This is a genomic window from Streptomyces sp. WMMB 322 (genome assembly GCF_900090145.1).
Lineage (GTDB): Bacteria > Actinomycetota > Actinomycetes > Streptomycetales > Streptomycetaceae > Streptomyces.
The window spans coordinates 115139-136761 of record NZ_FMHI01000011.1; the positions used below are offsets into that span (position 1 = coordinate 115139).

The 21623-nt window shown below is 71.3% G+C and carries 21 protein-coding genes and 1 pseudogene; 13 read left to right on the top strand and 9 right to left on the bottom strand.

The window, feature by feature from the left end:
• Positions 1–148: 148 nt before the first annotated feature.
• Both H180DRAFT_RS18330 and H180DRAFT_RS18335 read right to left on the bottom strand, forming a co-directional pair.
• The gene (locus tag H180DRAFT_RS18330) at positions 149–1078 is read right to left on the bottom strand and encodes a sugar kinase (protein WP_055487167.1); all 930 of its coding nucleotides are present in this window, start codon (positions 1076–1078) and stop codon (positions 149–151) included.
• Positions 1079–1173: 95 nt separating this feature from the next.
• The gene (locus H180DRAFT_RS18335; protein WP_055487168.1) at positions 1174–2448 is read right to left on the bottom strand and encodes an ROK family transcriptional regulator; all 1275 of its coding nucleotides are present in this window, start codon (positions 2446–2448) and stop codon (positions 1174–1176) included.
• Between the two features lie 139 nt (positions 2449–2587).
• Between H180DRAFT_RS18335 and H180DRAFT_RS18340 the strand changes: the two genes are divergently transcribed.
• The 5 genes and pseudogenes from H180DRAFT_RS18340 to H180DRAFT_RS30505 all read left to right on the top strand — a co-directional run.
• Positions 2588–3919 (top strand): ABC transporter substrate-binding protein, encoded by a 1332-nt coding sequence (locus H180DRAFT_RS18340; protein WP_055487169.1) that lies wholly within the window; start codon positions 2588–2590, stop codon positions 3917–3919.
• A complete protein-coding gene (locus H180DRAFT_RS18345) occupies positions 3916–4917 on the top strand; it encodes a carbohydrate ABC transporter permease (protein WP_055487170.1) in 1002 nt (333 codons plus the stop codon). Before H180DRAFT_RS18340 ends, H180DRAFT_RS18345 begins: the two co-directional genes overlap by 4 nt.
• Entirely contained in the window at positions 4910–5896 is a 987-nt protein-coding gene (locus tag H180DRAFT_RS18350; protein WP_055487171.1) for a carbohydrate ABC transporter permease, read from the top strand. Before H180DRAFT_RS18345 ends, H180DRAFT_RS18350 begins: the two co-directional genes overlap by 8 nt.
• 253 nt (positions 5897–6149) lie before the next feature.
• On the top strand, positions 6150–7487 hold the full coding sequence (locus H180DRAFT_RS18355; protein WP_055487256.1) for a GH1 family beta-glucosidase: 1338 nt from the start codon (positions 6150–6152) through the stop codon (positions 7485–7487).
• Between the two features lie 133 nt (positions 7488–7620).
• A pseudogene (locus H180DRAFT_RS30505) lies at positions 7621–7948 on the top strand (glycoside hydrolase family 30 beta sandwich domain-containing protein); the annotation flags it as partial.
• Here H180DRAFT_RS30505 and H180DRAFT_RS18360 read toward each other — a convergent pair.
• The 3 genes from H180DRAFT_RS18360 to allB form a co-directional block, all read right to left on the bottom strand.
• Entirely contained in the window at positions 7912–8340 is a 429-nt protein-coding gene (locus H180DRAFT_RS18360) for a guanyl-specific ribonuclease (protein ID WP_055487172.1), read from the bottom strand. The pseudogene H180DRAFT_RS30505 and the gene H180DRAFT_RS18360 overlap by 37 nt on opposite strands.
• A 62-nt stretch (positions 8341–8402) precedes the next feature.
• Positions 8403–9635, bottom strand: coding sequence for an allantoicase (gene alc, locus H180DRAFT_RS18365; protein ID WP_079100213.1), 1233 nt, complete (start codon positions 9633–9635; stop codon positions 8403–8405).
• Positions 9632–11071, bottom strand: coding sequence for an allantoinase AllB (gene allB, locus H180DRAFT_RS18370; RefSeq protein ID WP_254666072.1), 1440 nt, complete (start codon positions 11069–11071; stop codon positions 9632–9634). Before allB ends, alc begins: the two co-directional genes overlap by 4 nt.
• A 222-nt stretch (positions 11072–11293) precedes the next feature.
• Between allB and H180DRAFT_RS18375 the strand changes: the two genes are divergently transcribed.
• On the top strand, positions 11294–12112 hold the full coding sequence (locus H180DRAFT_RS18375) for an IclR family transcriptional regulator (RefSeq protein WP_055487173.1): 819 nt from the start codon (positions 11294–11296) through the stop codon (positions 12110–12112).
• Between the two features lie 533 nt (positions 12113–12645).
• A complete protein-coding gene (locus H180DRAFT_RS18380; RefSeq protein WP_055487174.1) occupies positions 12646–12966 on the top strand; it encodes a hypothetical protein in 321 nt (106 codons plus the stop codon).
• Positions 12967–13047: 81 nt separating this feature from the next.
• On the opposite strand, the gene H180DRAFT_RS18385 is transcribed toward H180DRAFT_RS18380, so the two are convergent.
• Entirely contained in the window at positions 13048–13347 is a 300-nt protein-coding gene (locus H180DRAFT_RS18385) for a DUF5955 family protein (RefSeq protein WP_254666073.1), read from the bottom strand.
• Between the two features lie 396 nt (positions 13348–13743).
• Between H180DRAFT_RS18385 and H180DRAFT_RS18390 the strand changes: the two genes are divergently transcribed.
• From H180DRAFT_RS18390 to H180DRAFT_RS18400, 3 genes are all read left to right on the top strand, one after another.
• Positions 13744–14379, top strand: coding sequence for a nucleotidyltransferase family protein (locus tag H180DRAFT_RS18390; protein WP_055487176.1), 636 nt, complete (start codon positions 13744–13746; stop codon positions 14377–14379).
• A gap of 431 nt (positions 14380–14810) precedes the next feature.
• Positions 14811–16439 (top strand): malate synthase A, encoded by a 1629-nt coding sequence (aceB, locus tag H180DRAFT_RS18395; RefSeq protein ID WP_055487177.1) that lies wholly within the window; start codon positions 14811–14813, stop codon positions 16437–16439.
• A gap of 234 nt (positions 16440–16673) precedes the next feature.
• Positions 16674–17918 (top strand): BtrH N-terminal domain-containing protein, encoded by a 1245-nt coding sequence (locus H180DRAFT_RS18400; protein WP_055487178.1) that lies wholly within the window; start codon positions 16674–16676, stop codon positions 17916–17918.
• A 72-nt stretch (positions 17919–17990) separates the two neighbouring features.
• Here the strand turns inward: H180DRAFT_RS18400 and H180DRAFT_RS18405 are convergent, their stop codons facing one another.
• Positions 17991–18437 carry an ATP-binding protein gene (locus H180DRAFT_RS18405; protein WP_055487179.1) on the bottom strand — a complete coding sequence of 149 codons (447 nt, stop codon included), beginning with the start codon at positions 18435–18437 and terminating at the stop codon, positions 17991–17993.
• Between the two features lie 157 nt (positions 18438–18594).
• Here H180DRAFT_RS18405 and H180DRAFT_RS18410 point away from each other — a divergent pair, with 157 nt between their 5' ends.
• From H180DRAFT_RS18410 to H180DRAFT_RS18420, 3 genes are all read left to right on the top strand, one after another.
• Complete coding sequence (locus tag H180DRAFT_RS18410; protein ID WP_055487180.1) at positions 18595–19431, top strand: helix-turn-helix domain-containing protein; 837 nt, start codon at positions 18595–18597, stop codon at positions 19429–19431.
• Positions 19428–19616 carry a DUF397 domain-containing protein gene (locus H180DRAFT_RS18415; protein ID WP_055487181.1) on the top strand — a complete coding sequence of 63 codons (189 nt, stop codon included), beginning with the start codon at positions 19428–19430 and terminating at the stop codon, positions 19614–19616. The genes H180DRAFT_RS18410 and H180DRAFT_RS18415 overlap by 4 nt, the downstream gene beginning before the upstream one ends.
• 61 nt (positions 19617–19677) lie before the next feature.
• A complete protein-coding gene (locus tag H180DRAFT_RS18420; RefSeq protein WP_055487182.1) occupies positions 19678–19866 on the top strand; it encodes a DUF397 domain-containing protein in 189 nt (62 codons plus the stop codon).
• A 99-nt stretch (positions 19867–19965) separates the two neighbouring features.
• Here H180DRAFT_RS18420 and H180DRAFT_RS18425 read toward each other — a convergent pair whose 3' ends face one another.
• Together H180DRAFT_RS18425 and H180DRAFT_RS18430 are read right to left on the bottom strand one after the other, a co-directional pair.
• A complete protein-coding gene (locus tag H180DRAFT_RS18425; protein ID WP_055487183.1) occupies positions 19966–20250 on the bottom strand; it encodes a DUF1540 domain-containing protein in 285 nt (94 codons plus the stop codon).
• A gap of 412 nt (positions 20251–20662) precedes the next feature.
• Positions 20663–21577: a helix-turn-helix domain-containing protein gene (locus tag H180DRAFT_RS18430; RefSeq protein ID WP_055487184.1), complete on the bottom strand. Its 915-nt coding sequence runs from the start codon at positions 21575–21577 to the stop codon at positions 20663–20665.
• Positions 21578–21623 lie beyond the last annotated feature (46 nt).

Below are 21623 nucleotides of genomic sequence, written 5' to 3' on the forward strand. Positions count from 1 at the left end.
GGTCCGGCAGAGCGGCAGCGGTACGGCTGTTGTGGTCCGTTCCCCCGCCACGCTCCGCCCCTCGCGGTGCGCTCGGTCTGTCGATCGTTCGGTCTTTCGGTCTTCGCTTGGACCTTCTTGTTGCCGCCCTACGGCTCCGTACCCGTGGTCAGCGGTGAACGGAGTCGGCTCCGCCGAGGAACCCCGCCAGGGCGCGGTCCCTGGCGTGGGCCGTGGGCAGCCCGTCGGTGTCGCCCGGCGCCTGCACGACCAGGGCGGCGACGCACGCCGCTTCGGCCAGGGCCTCTTCGGGCTTCTTCCCCCGCAGCCAGGCCGAGAGCCAGCCGGCGGCGAACGCGTCGCCCGCGCCCACCGGGTCGCACACGGGAACGTCGAACGGCTCCTGCGTGCACTCCCCGTCCCTTCCGAGGGCGGCCGCCGAGTGGTCACGGCGCTTGACGACGACGGTGCGGGCGCGGCCCATCGTCAGCAGTGCCTTCGACGTCTCCTCCGCGCCCCCTCCCAGCAGCAGTTCCAGCTCGTCCTCCCCCGCGATGACGATGTCGGCCTCGCGCAGCAGCGGGCCGACGGTGCGGATCCAGTCGTGCTCGGTGCCCAGCTTGCGCCGCACGTTCGGGTCGAAGGAGACCGCGGCGCCCGCCTGCCGGGCGCGCTCGACCAGCGCCCAAGTGGCCTGTGCCGCCGACTCCGAGAGCATGGGCGTGATGCCCGAGACATGCACAACCCGGGCCCCCTCCAGCATCTCGGGGCGGATCTGGTCGGCGGAGAGCAGCGAAGCGGCGGAGCCGGCGCGGTAGTACTGCACATCGATCACGCGCTGCGCGTGGCTGTCGCGCAGCAGCAGACCGGTGGGCGCATTCGGGTCCCTCTCGGCGCCGGAGACGTCGACTCCGTCCGCGCGCAGCTCGCGCAGCACGGCCTCGCCGGCGGGGTCGTCGCCGACGCGGCCGATCCAGCGGGCCCAGTGACCGAGGCGGGCGAGGCCCTGGGCGACGTTGGACTCGGCGCCCGCGACGGAACGGCGGAAGGAGGCCGCGCGGTCGAGCGGCATACCGGGTTCGGCGAGCATCAACAGCATCGCCTCACCGCAGGTAATGGCCTCCGGTCCGTTTACCACCGGTTTCTCCCCACATCTGCCACCAAGGCATCACTCTCAGTGGAGACGTTACCCGTTCACACGGACAATGCCACCCCCGGAGGCGGACTTCCTCCCCCGTCGAGGAAGCGGCGCAGCGGAAGCGTCGCAGCGCCGACGGTCACGGCGTCGGGGCCGAGCCTGCACATCTCGACGGCCGTACGGGCCGCCGGGTACCGCAGAGCGTACGCGTCCGTCGCCTCCCGCACAGCAGGAAGCAACTGTGGCCCCAGCAACAGTCCGGCCCAGCCTCCGATCACTATCCGTTCCGGGTTGAACAGGTTGACGAGGTCGGCGATGCCGGCTCCGAGGTACTCGGCGGTCTCCGCGAGCACCTCCGCGGCGACACGTGCCCGCGCCCCCTCGCCCTGCGCGGCGGCCAGCAGTCCGGCGAGGGCCGACTCCTCGTCGTCGGCGCCGGGTTCGCCGCCCGCCTCCCGCCAGCGCTCGATCACGGCGCGCGCCCCGACGTACGCCTCCAGACAGCCGCGCGCCCCGCACCGGCAGCGGCGGCCGCCCACGCAGAGCACGGTGTGGCCCCACTCCCCGGCCCCCCTGGAGGCACCGCCGTAGGGCTCACCGCCGGTGACCACGCACGCTCCGACCCCGGAGCCGATCAGCGCGATCACGGCGTCCCGCGCTCCGCGGCCCGCACCGAACCACATCTCGGCCTGGCCGAGGGTCTTCGCTCCGTTGTCGATGTGGAGCGGGACCCGATGCCCTCCTCCCTGCGCTCCGCCTTCCGGGAGCCCGGCGGATTCGCGCAGCATGGCCTCCAGCGGCACGGCGTCCCAGCCGATGGTCTGGCCGTGCACCACCGCCCCCACGTCGGATCGCCGCTCGACGATGCCGGGCACGCCGACGCCCACTCCCAGCAACGGCCCGGTGGGCGGCCCCACTCGGGCGAGCACCGAGGCGAGGCCCTTCTCGACGAGCTGCACGACGAGAGCCGCGTCGTGCCGGCCGTCGTCCAACGGCTGTTCGCTGCGGGCCACTTCGTCGAGATTCAGATCGAACAACTCGACCCGCACCCGCGTTTCACCGACGTCGACACCGATGAGACAGGCGCTGCGCGGCGCGACGCGCAGCAGCGTCCGGGGGCGGCCGCCGTCGGAGCCGACGGACCCGGCCGCCTCCAGGACGCCCTCGGCGAGGAGTTCGGTGACGACATTGCTTATCGACCCGGAGCTGAGCCCCGTGACCGGGCCCAACTCCTGCCTGCTGAGCGGCCCTTCGAAATACAGATGGCGCAGCACGGACGCGCGGTTGCTGCGACGCAGGTCGCGCACGGTTCGACTGTCTTTTCCGCCCATCAGCTGCCCTCCTCTGCCAACCTACCTCTTGTCAGAGGTCTTGACGCCCCCTTCTTTCACTACTTAACTCACGGCGTGAAATTAATGGTTCGAACCATTCAGGGTCCGAACACAGCCGCCTCGGGGAGGGGCCGCCGCCATGAGCAGAAGCCGGGCACGCACCGCAGTCACCGTCACACTCGCCGTCGCGTTGACGGCCGTCACCGCCGCGTGCGGTGGCGGCAGTTCCACCGACAGCGAGGGCACCAACGACAACCCGAAGGAGCTCACCTACTGGGCCAGCAACCAGGGCACCAACATCGCCCACGACAAGCGCGTGCTCACGCCGGAGCTGAAGCGCTTCGAGAAGCAGACCGGGATCAAGGTCAAGCTCGAAGTCATCCCATGGGACAGCCTCCTGGACCGCATCCTCGGCGCCACGTCCTCAGGCCAGGGCCCGGACGTGCTGAACATCGGCAACACCTGGTCCGCGTCCCTCCAGGCGACGGGAGCCCTGCTGCCCTGGGACAAGAAGAACATGGCCGCGGTCGGCGGAGCCAAGCGCTTCACGCCCTCCGCGCTGGCCGCCGCAGGCGCACCGGACAAGGCCCCCGCGGCGCTGCCGATCTACTCCCTCGCCTACGGGCTCTACTACAACAAGAAGATGTTCAAGGACGCGGGCATCGACGAACCGCCCGCCACCTGGGACGAGTTGATCGAGGACGGCAAGAAGCTCACCCGTGACGGCAAGTACGGCATCGCCGTCGAGGGCGGCGACCCGGTGGAGAACTCCCACCACGCGTTCATCCTCGGCAAGCAGCACGGCGCCGACTTCTTCGACCCCTCCGGCAAGCCGACCTTCGACTCGCCCGGCGCCGTCAAGGCCGTCAAGCAGTACGTCGACCTGATCGCCGCCGAGAAGATCGCCCCGCCCGGCAACGCCGAGTACGCGAAGCGCGAGTCCGTACGCGACTTCGCGACGGGCAAGGCGGCCATGCTCATGTGGCAGGCGGCCGCGACGAGCCTGAAGTCCAACGGCATGAAGCCCTCCGAGTACGGCGTCGCACCCATTCCCGTGCAGGCGCGCGGGTCTGGGGAGAAGGGCACCAGGTCGATGGTCGCGGGCATCAACCTTGCGGTCTTCAAGAACACGGACAACATCGACGGTGCCCTGAAGTTCGCGAAGTTCATGACGTCCGACAAACAGCAGCGCCACCTCAACAAGGCGTACGGATCGATCCCGCCGGTCAGGTCGGCACAGTCCGACAAGGCCTTCGAGACGCCCGACCTGAAGGTCCTGCGCGATGTGCTCACGACCGCCTCCGCGCCGCTGCCCCAGGTGGAGGACGAGTCGAAGTTCGAGACGCTCGTCGGCAAGGCCACCAAGGACCTCTTCGCCGACGCCGCCGCCGGGCGCAAGGTCACGACCGAGTCGGTCAAGAAGGAACTGTCCGCCGCGCAGCAGCAGATGCGGAGTCAAGCGCGCCGATGACGACTCTCAGCCCCCCACCCCGCGGCACGGCACCCGCGGCACCGTCCGGCAACGGTCCCTCACTCCCCCGGCGCAGGCGTCTCCTCCCCGACCGCCTGCGCCGGGCCGGACTGCCCTACCTTCTGCTGCTGCCCGCCCTCGTCCTGGAAATCCTCATCCACCTGGCGCCGATGGCCGTCGGCGTGGCGATGAGCTTCAAGGAACTGACACAGCAATACATCCGGACCTGGGACGCGGCGCCGTGGATCGGCGCGGACAACTTCCGCGTCGCCGTGGACGTCAACGCCCCCGTCGGCGAAGCCCTGTTGCACTCGTTCCTCGTCACGTGCGCCTTCACCGTGCTGGCGGTCTCACTCGCGTGGCTGCTGGGCGTGACGGCGGCGGTGCTGATGCAGGAGTCCTTCCGCGGACGCGGACTGCTGCGGGCGCTGTTCCTGACGCCCTACGCGCTGCCCGTCTACACCGCCGTCATCACCTGGTCCTTCCTGCTCCAGCGCGACGGCGGCATGGTCAACCACGTCATACACGACCAGTTGGGGCTCACCGACTCCGAGCCGTTCTGGCTGATCGGCGACAACAGCTTCGCCGCGCTCGTCGTCGTCGCCGTGTGGCGCACCTGGCCGTTCGCCTTCCTCATCCTGATGGCGGCGCTCCAGAACATCCCGAAGGAGCTGTACGAGGCGGCCCAGGTCGACGGTGCCGGCATACGGCAGCAGATCCGCAGGATCACGCTTCCGTCGCTGCGCCCGGTCAACCAGGTGCTCGTGCTGGTGCTGTTCCTGTGGACGTTCAACGACTTCAACGTGCCGTACATCCTCTTCGGGAAGTCGGCACCCGAGGCGGCGGACCTGATCTCGATCCACATCTACCAATCGTCCTTCGTCACCTGGGACTTCGGCTCCGGCTCGGCCATGTCCGTTCTGCTGCTGCTCTTCCTGCTCCTGGTGACGGGCGGCTATCTGCTGGCGACCGGCACGGGGAGGAAGCGCGATGTCTGAGACGACGACGGCCCCGGCGGGCAGGACGGGCAACACGGCGGACGGCACCTCACGCGGGGGCGGCGGCACGGCCGCGGCGGCCGGCCCGGGCGCCGGGCCCCGCACCCGCCCGCGGGGCGGCTCACGCGCCGTCTCCCCCTTGGCTCCGCCGCCGTCCTTCGTGTGGACGCGGCGCATCGTCCTGACCCTGCTGACGCTCTTCGCGGCGACTCCGCTGCTGGTGATGGTGAGCAGTTCACTCAAGCCGCTGCAGGACGTCTCCGACCGGTTCCGGTGGATTCCGAGCTCGTTGACGATCAGTCCGTATGTCGACATCTGGAGCACGGTGCCGCTGGCGGACTACTTCCTCAACTCGCTGATCGTGGCGGGTGCGGCGACCGGCTGCTCGGTGGTCATCGCCACGTTCGCGGCCTACGCCGTCAGCCGCTACCGCTTCCGCGGCAAGCGCCTGTTCACGGTCACGATCCTCTCGACGCAGATGTTCCCCGGCATCCTCTTCCTGCTGCCGCTCTTCCTCATCTTCGTCAACCTCGGGAACGCCACGGGCATAGCGCTCTACGGCTCCCGCGGGGCGCTGATCGTCACCTACCTGACCTTCACCCTGCCCTTCTCCATCTGGATGCTGATCGGCTACTTCGACTCCATTCCCCGCGACCTGGACGAGGCGGCCCTCACCGACGGCTGCGGGCCGCTCGGCGCGCTGATGCGCGTGGTGGTGCCGGCGGCCGTGCCCGGCATCGTCGCCGTCGGCGTCTACTCCTTCATGACGGCGTGGGGCGAGGTCCTCTTCGCGTCCGTCATGACGAACGAGACCACGCGAACCCTCGCCATCGGGCTCCAGGGCTACGCCACGCAGACGCAGGTCTACTGGAACCAGGTCATGGCGGCCTCGCTCGTCGCGAGCGTGCCGATCGTCGCCGGGTTCCTGCTGCTGCAGCGCTATCTCGTCACCGGGCTGACGGCGGGCGCCGTGAAGTGAGCGTCAAGTGAGCCGGTGAGCAGGGCCGTTCGCGTGTGACCGGGCCGGGCGGTGCCGTGCCGGGGTGCGTGCGAGCAGGGCACCGCCCGGACGCCGCCCGTGCCCCACCACCGGTATCCCGTCACTCGTCACCTGCCACCTGCCACCTGCCTGCCCTCAACTCACCAACAACGTAAGGAACCTTGTGTCCGAAGCGACCGAAGCGACCGAAGCGACCGAAGCCTTCCATACCCCCTCCACGTCGCCGTTCCCGCTGCCCGCCGACTTCCTGTGGGGCGTGGCAACCGCCTCGTACCAGATCGAGGGTGCCACGGCCGAGGACGGCCGCGAGCCGTCCATCTGGGACACCTTCTCCCGCGTTCCCGGCGCGGTCGCGAACGGGGACAACGGCGACGTGGCCTGCGACCACTACCACCGGTGGCGCGAGGACATCGCCCTGATGAAGCAACTGGGCGTCGACGCCTACCGGTTCTCCGTCGCCTGGCCTCGCGTCGTCCCCGGCGGCAGCGGAAGGACCAACGAGGCCGGACTGGCCTTCTACGACCGGCTGACCGATGCGCTGCTGGAAGAGGGCATCACGCCCTTCCCGACGCTCTACCACTGGGACCTGCCGCAGGCGCTCCAGGACCGTGGCGGCTGGCCCGCACGGGAGACCGCCGAGCACTTCGCCGCGTACGCCGCGGCGGTCGCGGAGCGTCTCGGTGACCGCGTCAAGCACTGGGCGACGCTCAACGAACCCCTGTGCTCGGCGTGGATCGGCCACCTGGAGGGGGCCATGGCCCCGGGGCTGACCGACATCGAAGCGGCGGTCCGCGCCTCGTACCACCTGCACCTGGGGCACGGGCTGGCCGTGCAGGCCGTACGCGCGGCTGTGCCGGACGCGCAGGTCGGCATCGTCAACAACCTCACCCACTGCGAACCGGCGTCCGACAAGGAGGCCGACGTCGCCGCCGCGCGGCGCGCCGACGGGCACACCAACCGCTGGTGGATGGACCCGCTGCACGGCCGCGGCCACCCGCAGGACATGCTGGAGCTGTACGGGGTCGAACTGCCCGAGCGGCCGGGCGACTTGAGGACAATCGCCGAACCGCTGGACTGGCTGGGCCTGAACTACTACTTCCGCGCCCTCGTGGCCGACGACCCCGACGGCCCCCTCCCACGCGCCCGTCAGGTCGTACCGGCCGGTGCGCGGCGCACCCACATGGACTGGGAGGTGCACCCGCCCGGCCTGGCGAAGACGCTGCGGCGGATGACGGACGACTACGGCGCCCGCCGCATCTACATCACCGAGAACGGCTCCGCCTACCCGGACGTGGTGGGCCCGGACGGTCAGGTCCACGACCCGGAGCGGGTCCGCTACCTCGACGAGCACCTGGCCGCCTGCGTCGACGCCGTCGACCAAGGAGTGCCGCTGGCGGGCTACTTCGCATGGTCGCTGATGGACAACTTCGAGTGGGCCTACGGCTACGACAAGCGCTTCGGGCTCGTCCACGTGGACTACGCGACACAGCGGCGGACGATCAAGAGCAGCGGGCACCACTACGCGGACATCGTGCGCAGGCACCGGCGCCGCGCCCGCCGGGCCGCGTAGCCGGCCGCCGGAACGCCGGTCCCCGCGTCCCGTCACCCGGGCCGGGTGACCACGGCCGACGGGAGCGAGTGCCTGGAGCGGGGCGACGATGTCGCGTTCGACGGCTGCGACGTGGCGAGGAGCGCCGAGCAGCTACACGCTCGGTCACGTCTCCGAGTTCGTGGAGCGGGGCGCCCACCGCATCCGGTCGAGCACCCAGCAGCCGGGCGGAGTCGAGGAGGTGGTCTTCGGGAACCCGGACGGCTCCCGTGCAGCCGTCGTCCTCGACTCCGCCGGTCCTCAACTCTGCCGGTTGGCCACGGAAGTTCTCCGTCACCGAGGCCGGCCGGTCGCCGGCGTACGGACTTCCGGCGGGTGCCGTGGCAACCTTCACCTGCCCGGCGGCACCCGCCGGGGACCGGCCGGCCGACGGAGGCGGTGGTCGTCAGCAGCTGAAGTCGACCTTGTCGAACGACTCGTAGTGGTCCTCGGTGAAGTAGTCCTCCTGCTCCTCCTCACCGGTCACGATGCGCTTGGCTCCCCGGTCGGGGGAACCGGGCGTCTCCACGGTGTACTCGTGGTAGTAGCCGGTGTCCTGGTCGGGGAGGATTCCTTCGCGGTTCTCGAAGACGGTCCCGTCCTGCGGGTACGGGTAGGGGCCGCCCTTGTCGATGAGGTCGAGGGTTTCGTGGGCCTCCTCCGGCAGCTTCGACTCGCATATCTTTCCGACGTCCGCGAGGGACACCGCCGCCGGAGCGGAGGCCTTCGGGGCGTCCGCGGTCGCCTGGGCGATCGCGGCGGGACCGCCGACGAGGAGGGAGAGGGACAGGGCACCGAGGGCGCTGACGCGCGCGATTCGTGGGGGGAATCTCATACACCCATGCTGATGCGCGTAGATGACATGTCAACGCCAAGTTCGGGATTTTCAGCGGGAGTTCACCCGTCCCCGGTCGTCCGTCGGTGGCGTTCTTCCAGGTCGCGCACGCCCTGTCCGGTGAGCGACCCGTGCAGCCGCAACCGGGCGATGCCGCCGTCGGGATGGATGTCGAGCCGCACATGGGTCACCGGCGGAGTGCCGTCGAGCAGGAAGCGGTGCACCGTGTCCGGCTGGAGCCGGGTGCGCGGCAGCATCTCGCACCAGTCACCCTGTTCGCCGTCCCTGCCCCAAAGCGCCGCCCAGCCCGCCGCGTTGCCCTTGAGGCAGCCCGTGTCGATCTCGACGGCGCGGACGGTGGCCTGAGCCGTCAGGGCGTAGCGGATCCAGTCGTTGCCGGAGTCGCGGCGGCGGCGCGTCTCCCAGCCGTCGTCCATCTGCCGCGGACGGCCGGGCAGAATCGTGTTTCCGGGCGGCGAGTAGAACCGGTCGGAGGCGTCCTGGACGTGGCCGCCGTTCTCCAGGGCCACCAGGTCGAACGTGCCCAGGGCCGCCAACCACGCGGGATCGGGGGCGACTTCGCCGTACACGCGCAGCCGCGCGATCCCTCCGTCGGGGTGCTGGTTGACGCGCAGATGCGTGAAGCGGCGGTCGTCGTCGACGGTGAAGCCGTTGGCGGCGTGACCCCCGATGACGGTCTCCGGGACGAGGACCGTCCAGTCGGTCGCCTCGTCGAGCAGTTCCTCCGGCGAGGGCGCGCCGGGCACGCAGGCACCCTCCACGGAGACGGCTCGCGGGTAGTTGCCGCGGAAGTGGGCGGTGTCGACGACGATCCCGTGCACGATGCCGGGAGCTCCCAGCCGCACGAGCGCCCAGTCGTGATCGTCCGCGGCGGGGTGCGGCGCCGCGGCACCGGCGCCGCGGCGGCGGCGGGTCTCCCAGCCGTCCATGATCTTGCCCTTGTGGCCGAAGCGTTCGGGGTCGAACTCGGCGCGGTCCGGCTTCAGCAGGTTCTCGCGCTCGGCGAAGAACTCGTCGTTGGCGGCGGTGACTCCGGCGCCGAGCCGGCGGTCGGCAAGATCCGGGAGGTGGGCGAAGGGGAATTCGGCGGTGCGGTAGTCGGCGTACGGGTCGCCGCCCCGGTACGGGTTCGCGTCGCCGGTGAAGCGCGGAAGTCCCTCGCCGGGGCGGGCGTCGGGGCCCGTGGCCGGCGCGGCCCCGGTGGCGGGGGCGGGGGCGGAAGCCGGGGGGCGGCCGGAAGCGGTGGCAGGGCCGGGGTGCCGCGTGTCTGTCATGCCGTGGGCCTCTCGATCCTCTCGGTCCTTCCGGGCCGCCCGGGTCCGGTGGCGGCGGGGCGCTCGGCTGAGCCGGGGTACCCGCCCGCGCCGGGGTGCCCGGTCCGCTCGATCAGCCGTCCGGTCCGTCTCAGCGGGCGGCCGTCCTCGGCGATCTTCTGCCCGCGCAGCCACGTCGCCCGTACGACGCCGTGCAGCGTGCGGCCCGCGTAGGCGGTGACGGGGTTGCGGTGGTGCAGCCGCGCAGGGTCGACGGTGAAGCTCTCCTCGGGCGCGAGGAGGGCGAAGTCCGCGTCGTGGCCGGGCGCGACGGCGCCCTTGCGCCCGTCCAGCCCGGCGAGCCGGGCGGGCCCCGAGGACATCCAGCGCACGACGTCGTCCAGCGTGTGTCCCCGTCTGCGTGCCTCCGTCCACACCGCCGGGAGGCCGAGCTGGAGCGAGGAGATGCCGCCCCACGCCGTACCGAAGTCGCCGTCCTTGAGCTCGGCGGTGCAGGGCGAGTGGTCGGAGACCACGCAGTCGACGGTCCCGTCGGCCAGCCCCTGCCACAGGGCGTCCTGGTTGGCCCGCTCGCGGATGGGCGGGCAGCACTTGAACTCCGTTGCGCCGTCCGGGACTTCCTCGGCGCTGAGGGTGAGGAAGTGGGGGCAGGTCTCGACGGTGAGCGCCACGCCCTCCCGGCGCGCCCGCGCGATGACGGGCAGCGCGTCGCCGGAGGACAGGTGCAGCACGTGCACGCGTGCGTCCAGCTTCCGCGCCAGGCCGACGAGGCGGTCGACGGCATCGTTCTCCGCGGCGCGCGGACGGGAGGCGAGGAAGCCGGCATAGGCGGGGCCGCCGCTCTGCGGCGCCGAGGCCAGCCGCCCGGGGTCCTCGGCGTGCACGATGAGCAGGCCGCCGAGGCCCGCGATCTCGGTGAGCGCCGACTCCAGCTCGGCCGGGCCGAGTTCGGGGAACTCCTCGACGCCGGAGGGCGAGAGGAAGCACTTGAATCCGAAGACGCCCGCCTCGTGGAGGGGACGCAGGTCCGCCACGTTGCCCGGGATCGCGCCGCCCCAGAAGCCGGTGTCGACGTGGACCTGGGCGTATGCGGTCTCCTGCTTCGTGCGGAGGTGGGGGACCGTGGTGGTCGGCGGGAGGGAGTTGAGCGGCATGTCGAGGAGCGTGGTGATGCCGCCCGCCGCGGCGGCGCGGGTGGCGGTGGTGAAGCCCTCCCACTCGGTGCGCCCCGGGTCGTTGACGTGCACGTGGGTGTCGACGAGTCCGGGTAGCACCGCGTCGTCACCCGCGTCCACCAGCTGCGCCCCGTCCGGCACCCGCGCGTCGTACGGTCCGACCTCGGTGATTCTGCCGTCCGCGACGCTCACCGACGCCGCCCGCGTACCCTCGGGTGTGACGACGCGCGCCGAGCGCAGGACGAGTTGGACGCCGGGCACCTGACCACCCCTCTCTTCAACATTCTGTTGATGCCAGATCCTCTTGGCAGATCCCTGCCACGTCAAGACGTCAGCCATGGCGGATTCCGCTCAATGGAAGTACTATTCCGCATTGCAGAAGCAATGCCGTCTCCGGTCCGGGTGCACGCAGGGCCGGCGGTCACGGGGCCCGGTGATCGTGTGCCGGTAGCATGCGCCCCACCCGCAGGAAAGGAACGCGACGTGCCGTCGTCCGACCGGCGAAACCCCGCCACCGCCGCCAGCACCTCTGCCTCCACGGGGCAGTCGGGCGGCGTCCAGTCCCTCGAGCGCGCCTTCGACCTGCTGGAGCGGATGGCCGACGCCGGCGGCGAGGTCGGGCTGAGCGAACTCTCCGGCACCAGCGGACTGCCCCTGCCCACCATCCACCGGCTGATGCGCACCCTCGTGGCCTGCGGCTACGTACGCCAGCAGCCCAACCGCCGCTACGCACTCGGCCCCCGCCTCATCCGCCTCGGCGAAAGCTCCTCCCGGCTGCTGGGCACATGGGCGCGGCCGCACCTCGCGCGGCTCGTCGAGGAGACGGGCGAGACCGCCAACATGGCGCTGCTCGACGGCGACGAGGTGGTCTACGTGGCGCAGGTGCCCTCGCGGCACTCGATGCGGATGTTCACGGAGGTCGGACGGCGCGTGCTGCCGCATTCCACGGGCGTCGGCAAGGCGCTGCTGGCCGGCAGCTCACCGGACGAGGTGCGCGCGGTGCTCGCCCGCACGGGCATGCCCGCCGCGACCGAGCGGACCATCACCACGCCGGAGGGCTTCCTCGCGGCGCTGGAACACGTCCGCGAGGTGGGCTACGCGACGGACGACAACGAGCAGGAGCTCGGGGTGCGCTGCATCGCCGTCTCGGTGCCCGATTCCCCGACGGCGGCGGCGATTTCGATCTCCGGGCCGGCCGGCAGGGTCACGGAGGCCGCGACCGACAAGTTCGTACCGCTGATGCACGAGGTGGCCGAGCAGCTCTCGAAGGCCCTCGCGAGCAACGGCGCCACGGGGGGCTGACGGCGCCTGCCACCGGGGGCCGTACCGGCCGACGGCGACCGGGCGCCGACGGACCTGGCCCGGCCTGAGACCGGTGCCCGGCTCAGCCGGTCCGGGGACTGCCGTCCCTGCCGCGCCTCTGCCGTTTCCTGCGCAGACCGGTGCCCGTTCTGTCGTCGCTGCGGCTGCGCGTCACCGCGAACGCCGTCCCTGACGGTCCCCCCGCACCGCGTTCCGGGTCGGCTTCCGGTGCGCGAGCCGCGGGCGTCCGTGAAGCGCCGGCCTGTCCGGGTGTGGGCCCGGACAGGCTTTCGGCTTCCCGGGCCGCCTCAAAGCTCGCCCCAACCGCCCCTCACCGGCCACCGGTTGGGCCCGCACGTCATCGGCATGTAAGGAGTCGGACGATTCCCTTACGGCAACCCGCGAGCCGCTCGTGCACTGCACCGGTTGCGGCCGACGGGCGGGGCCGCCGGCCCGTCCCAGGCTGTACGCTCCGATCACCCCGCCGGGCGGCAACCCCCGGACGACCGAACTCATCAGCGTGAGGAGTCCTCATGAGCTACGGCCCGCCCCCCGAACCGAACGCCTCGGTCCCGCATCCGGGCGGAGGGGCTGCCGCGGACCGCCCCAAGGGGTTCGGGGCGGCGGTTGCCGCGGTCGTCCTCGGCCTTGCCGGATGTGTGCTGCCGCTCCTCCCGATGGACCTGACCGGCGTGCGTGCCTATGTCGGCCTGCCGTCCGGGGTGGGCGGGATCATCCTCGCGATCGTCGCCTACCGCGGGCACAGCCGCGGCAAGCCGCTGGCCATGACCGGCGCGATCCTGTCCGCCCTCGCCCTGGTCCTCTGGATGATCATGACCGTCGGTCAAGCCTGACGCGGGCCCGGGCCGCGTCGAAGGCTTCGCCGGCAGCCTCGTCCGTACGGGGCGGCCCGGCGAACTCCCGGTAGACAGAGCTCAGTTGGCGCCCTGGAAGCCCAGCGGTTCGCCGAAGAGCTCCATCGCGTTGCGCAGGGCCGTGAGCGCATCCGCGAGAGCGCTCACCGAGCCTATGGCGGCGAGGATCTGGAGCAGGGAGTTGCGCAGCTCGTCGGCCGTCGGAGCGCCCTCGGCGACCCGGGCGGCGAGAGCGGTGAGTTCGTCCTCGGCCGCATGCCTGTCGTACAACCGGGCCGGGTAGGCGTCCAGTTCGGCCCGCAGACGGGCAATGGCAGCGCTCAGCCCGGCGACCCGGGGATCATCCCCGGTGTCGGCCACAGGTATCGCACGCTGCTCAACGGCATCGCTTCGCGCCACGATTCGCCCCCACAGTGATGATGCCGCGCACCCGCCCCCCACAGGATCGAACGCGACCGGCTGCCCACAATTAAACGCCACTCTCCGCACATCACGCCACACAGAGCGCGAAATTCGGGGCGTGAAGCACCAAGTTCGCAACGCCTTGCGCAACTCGTGCGCAATCGTGCCTTATGGAGGTACGCCGGCTTCCGGTCGCCGACACGCCGCCTTCCGGCAAAGGTGCACCACCGCCGGGGTGCGCGACGGGCGGCGAGACTGCGGGAAGCAGCCGGGCAGGCGCAGAGGCGGGCCCGGCATTGGACCGGCCCGGCGTGGGACCGGCCCGGGACGGGCACGGCAGGAGAAGAGGTCAGGATGACTGGCGAGCGGTACGAGGACGAGGACCGGGCCGCCCCAGCGGTGGCCGGGCTGCTGCTCGCGGCGGGCGGGGGACGGCGCCTGGGCGGCCGCCCCAAGGCCCTGTTGCCGTTGCACGGGAGGCCGTTGGTCGAGCACGCGGTGCGGACGCTGCGCGCGGGCGGCTGCGACCGCGTACACGTGGTGCTGGGCGCGGCCGCTGGACAGGTACGCGCGCGGGCCGAACTCTCCGGCTGCACGGTGCTCGACAACCCGTACTGGGAGTCGGGGATGGGCTCCTCGCTGCGGCTCGGCCTCGACTCCCTGACCGGTACGGGCACGGACGCGGCGGTTGTGCTGCTCGTCGACCAGCCGTGGATCGGTGCCGGCGCCGTCTCCCGCGTGCGCTCGGTCTGCCGCTCGCCCGCCACGCTGGCGGCCGCGTCGTACGGCGGGCGCCGCGGCCATCCGGTGCTGTTCGGGGCGGACCACTGGGCGGGGATCGCGGCGAGCGCGGAGGGCGACCGGGGCGCTCGGGCGTATCTGCGCCCGCGCTCGGACGAGATCGAGCTGGTCGAGTGCGGCGACATCGCCGATCCGGCGGACATCGACACTCCCGTGGACCTGGAACGCCTGAAGGACTCGGGCCCGTGAACGGGCGGAACGCGGGCCGGCCCGTGCCCGGGCGGACTCGATACGGGCGTGGACCCACCGACCGCATTCCGGCGGCGAGTCGGGGGCACAAGGCGAGTGCCGGAGCGCCGGGCGACCCGCGGGTTTCGCGGGGCGGAGCCGCGGAACCCACCCTCCGTCAGCGCCTCACCGACGGGCGGCACAGGCACCGGCTCCGGCTTGGCACTCCGGGCCACCGGTCGGAGCGCGGAACGGGTGAGAGATGTCTCGACATCAACAGACCCTTGATTATTCCGCCATAAGGAAACTAGTCTCCACTGTTCAGAAAGTGTTTGGGCTCTCGCGTTCGAGACCCGGACCGCTTCCACGAGCGCCGCTCGGCCCGCGGCACTCCGTGCCGAACGCACGCGACCGGCGGCCGTGACCGCACGCCGCCCTAAGGAGTGACCACCATGCCCGCAGGAGCGTCCTCAGCCGTCGAGATCGTCGATGCGCCTCCCGTGGAGCGCCAGGAGGAGGTGCTCACCGGGCCCGCTCTGGAGTTCCTGGCCGCCCTGCACCGCCGGTTCACACCGAGCCGCGAGGAACTGATGACCCAGCGCGCGGAGCGCCGGGCGGAGATCGCCCGCACCTCCGCCCTCGACTTCCTCCCCAACACCGCCGCCATCCGCGAGGGTGACTGGCAGGTGGCCCCGTGCCCCGAGGCGCTGTTGGACCGCCGCGTCGAGATCACCGGTCCCACCGACCGCAAGATGACCGTCAACGCGTGCAACTCCGGCGCCAAGGTGTGGCTCGCCGACTTCGAGGACGCCTCCGCCCCGACGTGGGAGAACGTCGTCGGCGGGCAGCTCAATCTGATCTCCGCCTACGAGCGCACCATCGACTTCACCGACGAGAACTCGGGCAAGTCCTACAAGCTCGGCCCGGCCGAGGATATGCCCGCCGTCGTGATGCGCCCGCGCGGATGGCACCTGAACGAGCGGCATCTGCGGGTGGACGGCGAGCAAGTGCCGGGCGCCCTCGTCGACTTCGGCCTCTACTTCTTCCACAACGCCCAGCGCCTCATCGACATGGGCAAGGGCCCCTACTTCTACCTGCCCAAGCTGGAGTCGCACCTCGAGGCGCGGCTGTGGAACGAGGTCTTCGTCTTCGCCCAGGACCACTGCGGCATCCCGCAGAGCACCGTCCGGGCCACCGTGCTGATCGAGACGATCACCGCGGCGTACGAGATGGACGAGATCCTCTACGAACTGCGCGACCACGCCTCGGGGCTGAACGCCGGCCGCTGGGACTACCTCTTCTCCATCGTGAAGAACTTCCGTGACGCCGGCGCCGAGTTCGTCCTGCCGGACCGCAACTCGGTGACGATGACCGCCCCGTTCATGCGGGCCTACACCGAACTCCTCGTGCGCACCTGCCACAAGCGCGGAGCCCACGCCATAGGGGGCATGGCCGCCCAGATCCCCAACCGGCGCGACCCCGAGGCCAACGAGAAGGCGTTCGCCAAGGTACGGGCCGACAAGGACCGCGAGGCCGCCGACGGCTTCGACGGCTCCTGGGTGGCGCACCCCGACCTGGTGAGCGTCGCGCAGGAATCCTTCGACGCGGTGCTGGGCGACCGTCCGAACCAGAAGGACCGGCTGCGCGAGGACGTGGAGGTCACCGCCGCCGAACTCCTCGCCGTCGGCTCCACCGACGCGAAGCCGACGTACGCGGGCCTGCGCAACGCCGTCCAGGTCGGCACCCGCTACATCGAGGCGTGGCTGCGCGGCATGGGCGCCGTGGCCATCTTCGGCCTCATGGAGGACGCGGCCACCGCGGAGATCTCACGCTCGCAGATCTGGCAGTGGGTCAACGCCGGCGTGGTGCTGCCCGACACCCCCGAGGGCGAGCAGCGCGTCACTCCGGAGCTGGTGCGCCAGGTCGCCGAGATGGATCTGGCCGAGCTGCGCCGGGAGCTGGGCGACGAGGCCTTCGAGGCGGGCGAGTGGCAGCGGGCCCACGACCTGCTGCTGCGGGTCGCGCTCGACGAGAAGTACGAGGAGTTCCTGACGCTTCCGGCGTACGAACTGCTGGGCTGAGCCCGTCAGCCCAGTGCCGGGTCAGGAGATGAAGGGCTAGAATGCGCCTCCGGCGCCGCCTGCGCGCCCGACCTCCTGACCCGGCCCTCACGCTGCCGGGCGGCGCGGAGGCAGAGGTGATCTTCTTGTCATCGCGGGCGTGGTCCTTTGTCTGCCTTGTCGGCCTGTCCTTTCGTGGCGACGGTGGCGGGCCCGCGTGAGGGGCTCGCATCGTGTGCCCTGAGAGGATCGACGGTGACGGAGCAGCGAGCGCTCAAGAAGCTGGTACGGCGGCGGATGGCCCGTACCGGAGAGTCGTACACGACGGCCCGGCGGCACGTACTGGCTCAGGCGGCCCGCGCCGAGGCCCCGGCCCTCCCGACCGACCTGGTCTACGGGGAGTTCGGGACCGACCAGCACCACGAGGCGTCCCTCGTCCGGCACGCGCTGGGCAGCGTCCACGACGAGGCGCTGATCGCCGGTCTGGCCGGCGGCATCGGGTTCATGTACTTCGTGTTCGAGTACAAGGACATGCCGCCGATGATGACGATCGTCGCGCAGCACCACCCGGAGCCGTGGGTGCCTGCGGCACTGGACCGGCTCGGCGTCCCCTGGACCGAGCAGCACAGCACCAAGCCCCGCTGGGAGCGCGTGCGTGCGGCCCTGGACGAGGGGCGTCCCGTCTTCTGCACCGTGGACAGGTCCCGGCTGCCGTGGCACGGGATGGTGCCCGGCTTCGGAAACGACCCGTACACCGTGACGATCGCCGGGTACGAGGGCGACACGTTGTACGTCGACGACGAGTCGGTGACCCCGCACGCCATCGGCACCGAGGAGTTCGGCGAGGCGTGGTCCTCGCACAAGAAGGGCCGCCACCAGATGATCGTGCCGTCCGGGCCGCCCACCGGCGCCCCGGACACGGCCGGAGCGATCGCGACCACCTGCGCCCATCTGACCGGTCCTGTCATGGGCGGCAACTGGGACGTGAACTTCGGCTTCTCCGGCATGGACAAGCTGGCCGCCCAACTGCGCGACACCAGAACGAAGTCGGGGTGGGAGCGGCGTTTCGGGGACCCGGTCGCGTTCTTCCACGGGGTGCGCCGGATCTACGAGTGCCTGGAGCTGGAGTACACCGCGCCCGGGGCGACCCGCCCGCTGTACGCGCGGTTCCTCGACCTGGCCGGCCACACCGAAGCCGCGGAACTCTTCCGCGAGTCGGGACGCGGCTGGGAGAAGCTGGCTGGTCTGGCGCTGGAGACGGTCTCGGAACTGGGGGACTACACCGAGCTCTGCGAGCAGCGGATGCAGCTGATCATGTCGCAGGGAAGGGCGGCAGCCGCGGAGATCCGCGCCCTGGGAGAGCGGGCCGGCGCTCTCGCCCACGAGTACGGCGCTCCCGACGAGAGCACCCGGCGGCGGCTGTTCGACGAGATGGCGGACGTGGTCGACTCGTGTACCGCACTCGAGCGCACGGCGGTCGAGGTCCTCATGAAGACGTAACGGTCGTACGGGCGCCGCGTGTCCGGCCGTCACCGTTGCCCGAGGGCAGCACGTCGCGGCCGGGCACGCGCCTCACCGCAGACCGATCTCGGCCCACACGGTCTTGCCGGGGGCGGGCGCGTTGTCGGTGATCCCCCAGCGGGACGCGAGAGCGGAGACGAGCAGCAGCCCGCGCCCGGACTCCGACTCGTCGGCGGGGGCGACCAGTTGACCCGGCGCGGTGGGGCGGCCGCCGGTCCTGGCGTCGGTGACCTCCACGCGGACGTGGTCGCCGCCGAAGCGCAGCACCAGGGCGAAGTCCCTTCCGGGCACCCGGCCGTGCAGGACGGCGTTCGCGGCGAGTTCGCCGACCACCGAGGCGATGTCGTCGGACGGTTCGCTGCCGTACGGCACGCCCCACGCGTCCAGTTGCTGCAGGGTCAGGTACCGGGCGAGTCTTGCGCCGCGCCGGGTGGCGCTGAACCGCTGGGCGAACGCACGTACGGTAATGGATTCCGGGGCCGAGGCATGGGCTGACATGGCCCCAAACTGCCGCCTGAACACGGCAGTTGACCAGCACCTCCGCCCGTACGCACCCATGCGTACGGGCTTCATCCGTGGACGGTACGCATCACCGACGGTAATCATGGACCCAGCCGGATCGGCGGCGGACCGCAAGCACCGGAGGTGGCCGGAAATGACGGGGAACGAAGGCGCGCTCGGCGGCGAGCCGGAGGGCACCGACAGCCTCAGGGCGTTCGGAGCAGTGCTCAAGGCCTTCCGGAAACGCGCACAGCTCACCCAGGACGAACTGGCCGCGCGCGTACGGTACTCGGTGCAGACCATCGCCTCCGTCGAGCAGGGACGGCGACTGCCGCCGGCCGACCTCGTCGAGCGGGCGGAAGAGGTGCTGGACGCCTTCGGCGCGCTCAGGGCCGCCGCACGGCACGCCGTGCGCAGGCCCGGGATCGCGTCCTGGTTCCGCGAGTGGGCGAAGCTGGAGGAGGAGGCGGTGAGCCTGTGCACCTACGAATGCCGGGTGATCCCGGGCCTGTTGCAGACGGAGGCGTACGCGCGGGCTGTGACGCTGAACGTGCCGCCGCCGCCCTCCGCCGAGGAAGTGCGGGAGCGTGTCACCACCCGCCTCGAACGCCAGCAACTCCTGCGCCGGGAGCGGCCCGTCGCCTTCAGCTTCATCATCGAGCAGGCCCTGCTGGAGCGCCGTACGGGCGGGGTCGAGGTCACGAGAGAGCTCATCGGCCACCTGCTGGAGGTCGCGGAGCTCTGGAACGTGGAGCTGCAGCTCATGCCGCTCCAACAGCCGTGCCACGCGGGCCACGACGGGCCGATGCAGCTCCTGGAGACCCCCGACCACCAGTGGCTCGGATACACGGAGGGGCAGAAGACCGGCCAACTGCTGCTCGACCGCAGAGACGTGAGCGTGCTGCTCCAGCGGTATGCCAGGATGCGTTCACAGGCTCTCACCCCCGAGGACTCCGTGAGCCTGCTGAGGCGGATGCGAGGAGAGCCATGAGCAGCACGGACGAGCCGACCTGGACCAAGAGCAGCTACAGCGGCTCAGAAGGCGACAGTTGCCTGGAGGTCGCGACGCTCCCGGACACCGTCCACATCCGCGACTCCAAGGACACCACGCGCCCCCACCTGATCCTCTCCCCCACCACCTGGAAGACCTTCGTCTCCCACGCCGCCCGCACCTGACGGCCCGCAGCCCGGAATCAGCGTCCGGCCGGAGGCGGCATACGCGAATGCGAGGAGAGCCATGAGCAGCACGGACGAGCCGACCTGGACCAAGAGCAGCTACAGCGGCTCACAGGGGGACAGTTGCCTGGAGGTCGCGACGCTCCCGGACACCGTCCACGTCCGCGACTCCAAGGACACCGCACGCCCGCACCTGATCCTCTCCCCCACCACCTGGAAGACCTTCCTCTCCCACACCGCGGCCCGGTGAGCCCGCCGGCTGAACCGGAACCGGCCCCCGCCCGGACTCGGGCGGGGGCCGGTTCCGGGACCCCGGAGGCCGGGATCGGTCTCTCGGCCGGAAGACCGCTCACGCAGGCTCGAACGTCATGCAGTCCACCTCGTCCTGCACATACCCGACGGTGATTCCGGGCGCCCGGCACTCGAACTGCGTGTTGTGCCGGCAGCTGGAGACCTTGCAGGCACCGACCCGGCCCGTGGTGGACGGGTCTCCGCCCTTGGACTGGGCGGTGAAGAAGGTGTCGCAGCGGGCGCGCTGCATGTCGCCGACCGTGATGGCCAGTGCGTGGCAGGAACGCTCCCTGTTGTAGGCGCAGGCATCCACGCTGCATTCCTGTACGACGGGCATTTCCATGGGCGATCTCCCTATCGGTTCATCGACATGTCGCGGATGCGCCCCGGTGACGGTCGCTCGGCTGTGCCGCCGGGAACGGCCAGGCACCGGGACGGAGCCGGACGGGGTTCCGCGGGGACCATCGCACGCGGCCCCATCGGCTGCCCTGCACCAGGCCGGGGGGACCGCCGGGTGGCGTACACGAACCGCTCTGCCGGGCTCGTCGCTCAGGCTGTACCGCCGCCGGAACGCCGCGGCGTGCACCCGCGCGGCACCCCGGCTCTGCCTCCGGCTTCCGGTGCGTAGAGGAGCGCCAACGCTCGTGTGCCGACCGGACGTTGCCGAACCCTCGCGCCGACAGGGCAGGGCAGAAGCGTCGCACCCGGAGGGCGGGCGTGGCCGACCGCGCAGCCCGAGGCGCCACGGCGAGCGGTCACACCCCCGGGACCCGCTGGAGCTCCGCCCGCAGCGCCTGCCGCAGCCAGGTGTACTCCTCGGCGCGTGAAGGCTGCGGGTCGTGGCCTCTGACGGTGCGCAGCAGCTCCCGGAAGCGCTCGGCTCCCGCGTCGAGGCCGGCCTGCAGGGCTTCGAGGACCTCGGAGCGGTCCGCGTCGCCGAACAGTTCCGCCAACACCCCCGAAGCGTCCGCCCCTTCGGGATCGACGCCGCTTTGCCGCGCCTCTCGCACGGCCGCCACGACATGCCCGGTGAACCAGATGTGCCCGCCGTGCCGCCGCCCGGCGGGGGTGCTCAACTCCAGCATCCTCCGCATCCCGGCGCGGAAGTCCGGGTCCTGGATGAGTTCGGCGAGCCGGAGCCAGGCGTCGACCTGCTCGGGCGTGGGGCTGTCGGGAAGTTCGACGGGGGAACGCCTCAGCCGCTCCTCCATGTCGGGGGCCCCGTCGACTCCGTCGGCCACCTCCTTCATGAAGTCCTCGATGACTGCCCTGCGTTCGTCCACGGAAAGCCGTGCGAGCTTGTTCATCAGTGCTGTCTCCTCCGCGGTGGAACCGCGTTTCGCGACGGTGGACAGAACCGCCCGGCTCACCTTCAGGGCCCGTATGCGTGCGTCCAGGGCTGCGACATGGGTCGCGGCGACCTCGGCGACCGTGGTCTCGCTGCGCACGACCCGGCTCACCTCCTCCAGGCCGAGCCCCAACTCCCTCAGAGTCCGTACGAGTTCGAGACGGGCGACGGCCTCCGCGCCGTAGAGCCGGTAGCCGCCGGACGACCGGCGCTCGGGCGTCAGCACGCCCACGTCGGACCAGTAGCGGATGGTGCGCACCGCGACGCCCGCACGGTCTGCGAGCTGCCCGATGGTGAGAGATTCCGGGGGTTCGTGACTCATGCCGGGAGTCTGGACCTTCCAGCGGCTGGAGACTCAAGTCCCTGCA

Excerpts from the sequence above, each read along its gene's own strand:
- H180DRAFT_RS18330 (WP_055487167.1), bottom strand. The coding sequence starts at position 1,078 with ATGCTGTTGATGCTCGCCGAACCCGGTATGCCGCTCGACCGCGCGGCC.
- H180DRAFT_RS18335 (WP_055487168.1), bottom strand. The coding sequence starts at position 2,448 with ATGGGCGGAAAAGACAGTCGAACCGTGCGCGACCTGCGTCGCAGCAAC.
- H180DRAFT_RS18340 (WP_055487169.1), top strand. The coding sequence starts at position 2,588 with ATGAGCAGAAGCCGGGCACGCACCGCAGTCACCGTCACACTCGCCGTC.
- H180DRAFT_RS18345 (WP_055487170.1), top strand. The coding sequence starts at position 3,916 with ATGACGACTCTCAGCCCCCCACCCCGCGGCACGGCACCCGCGGCACCG.
- H180DRAFT_RS18350 (WP_055487171.1), top strand. The coding sequence starts at position 4,910 with ATGTCTGAGACGACGACGGCCCCGGCGGGCAGGACGGGCAACACGGCG.
- H180DRAFT_RS18360 (WP_055487172.1), bottom strand. The coding sequence starts at position 8,340 with ATGAGATTCCCCCCACGAATCGCGCGCGTCAGCGCCCTCGGTGCCCTG.
- alc (WP_079100213.1), bottom strand. The coding sequence starts at position 9,635 with ATGACAGACACGCGGCACCCCGGCCCTGCCACCGCTTCCGGCCGCCCC.
- H180DRAFT_RS18380 (WP_055487174.1), top strand. The coding sequence starts at position 12,646 with ATGAGCTACGGCCCGCCCCCCGAACCGAACGCCTCGGTCCCGCATCCG.
- H180DRAFT_RS18390 (WP_055487176.1), top strand. The coding sequence starts at position 13,744 with ATGACTGGCGAGCGGTACGAGGACGAGGACCGGGCCGCCCCAGCGGTG.
- aceB (WP_055487177.1), top strand. The coding sequence starts at position 14,811 with ATGCCCGCAGGAGCGTCCTCAGCCGTCGAGATCGTCGATGCGCCTCCC.
- H180DRAFT_RS18405 (WP_055487179.1), bottom strand. The coding sequence starts at position 18,437 with ATGTCAGCCCATGCCTCGGCCCCGGAATCCATTACCGTACGTGCGTTC.
- H180DRAFT_RS18410 (WP_055487180.1), top strand. The coding sequence starts at position 18,595 with ATGACGGGGAACGAAGGCGCGCTCGGCGGCGAGCCGGAGGGCACCGAC.
- H180DRAFT_RS18415 (WP_055487181.1), top strand. The coding sequence starts at position 19,428 with ATGAGCAGCACGGACGAGCCGACCTGGACCAAGAGCAGCTACAGCGGC.
- H180DRAFT_RS18420 (WP_055487182.1), top strand. The coding sequence starts at position 19,678 with ATGAGCAGCACGGACGAGCCGACCTGGACCAAGAGCAGCTACAGCGGC.
- H180DRAFT_RS18425 (WP_055487183.1), bottom strand. The coding sequence starts at position 20,250 with ATGGAAATGCCCGTCGTACAGGAATGCAGCGTGGATGCCTGCGCCTAC.
- H180DRAFT_RS18430 (WP_055487184.1), bottom strand. The coding sequence starts at position 21,577 with ATGAGTCACGAACCCCCGGAATCTCTCACCATCGGGCAGCTCGCAGAC.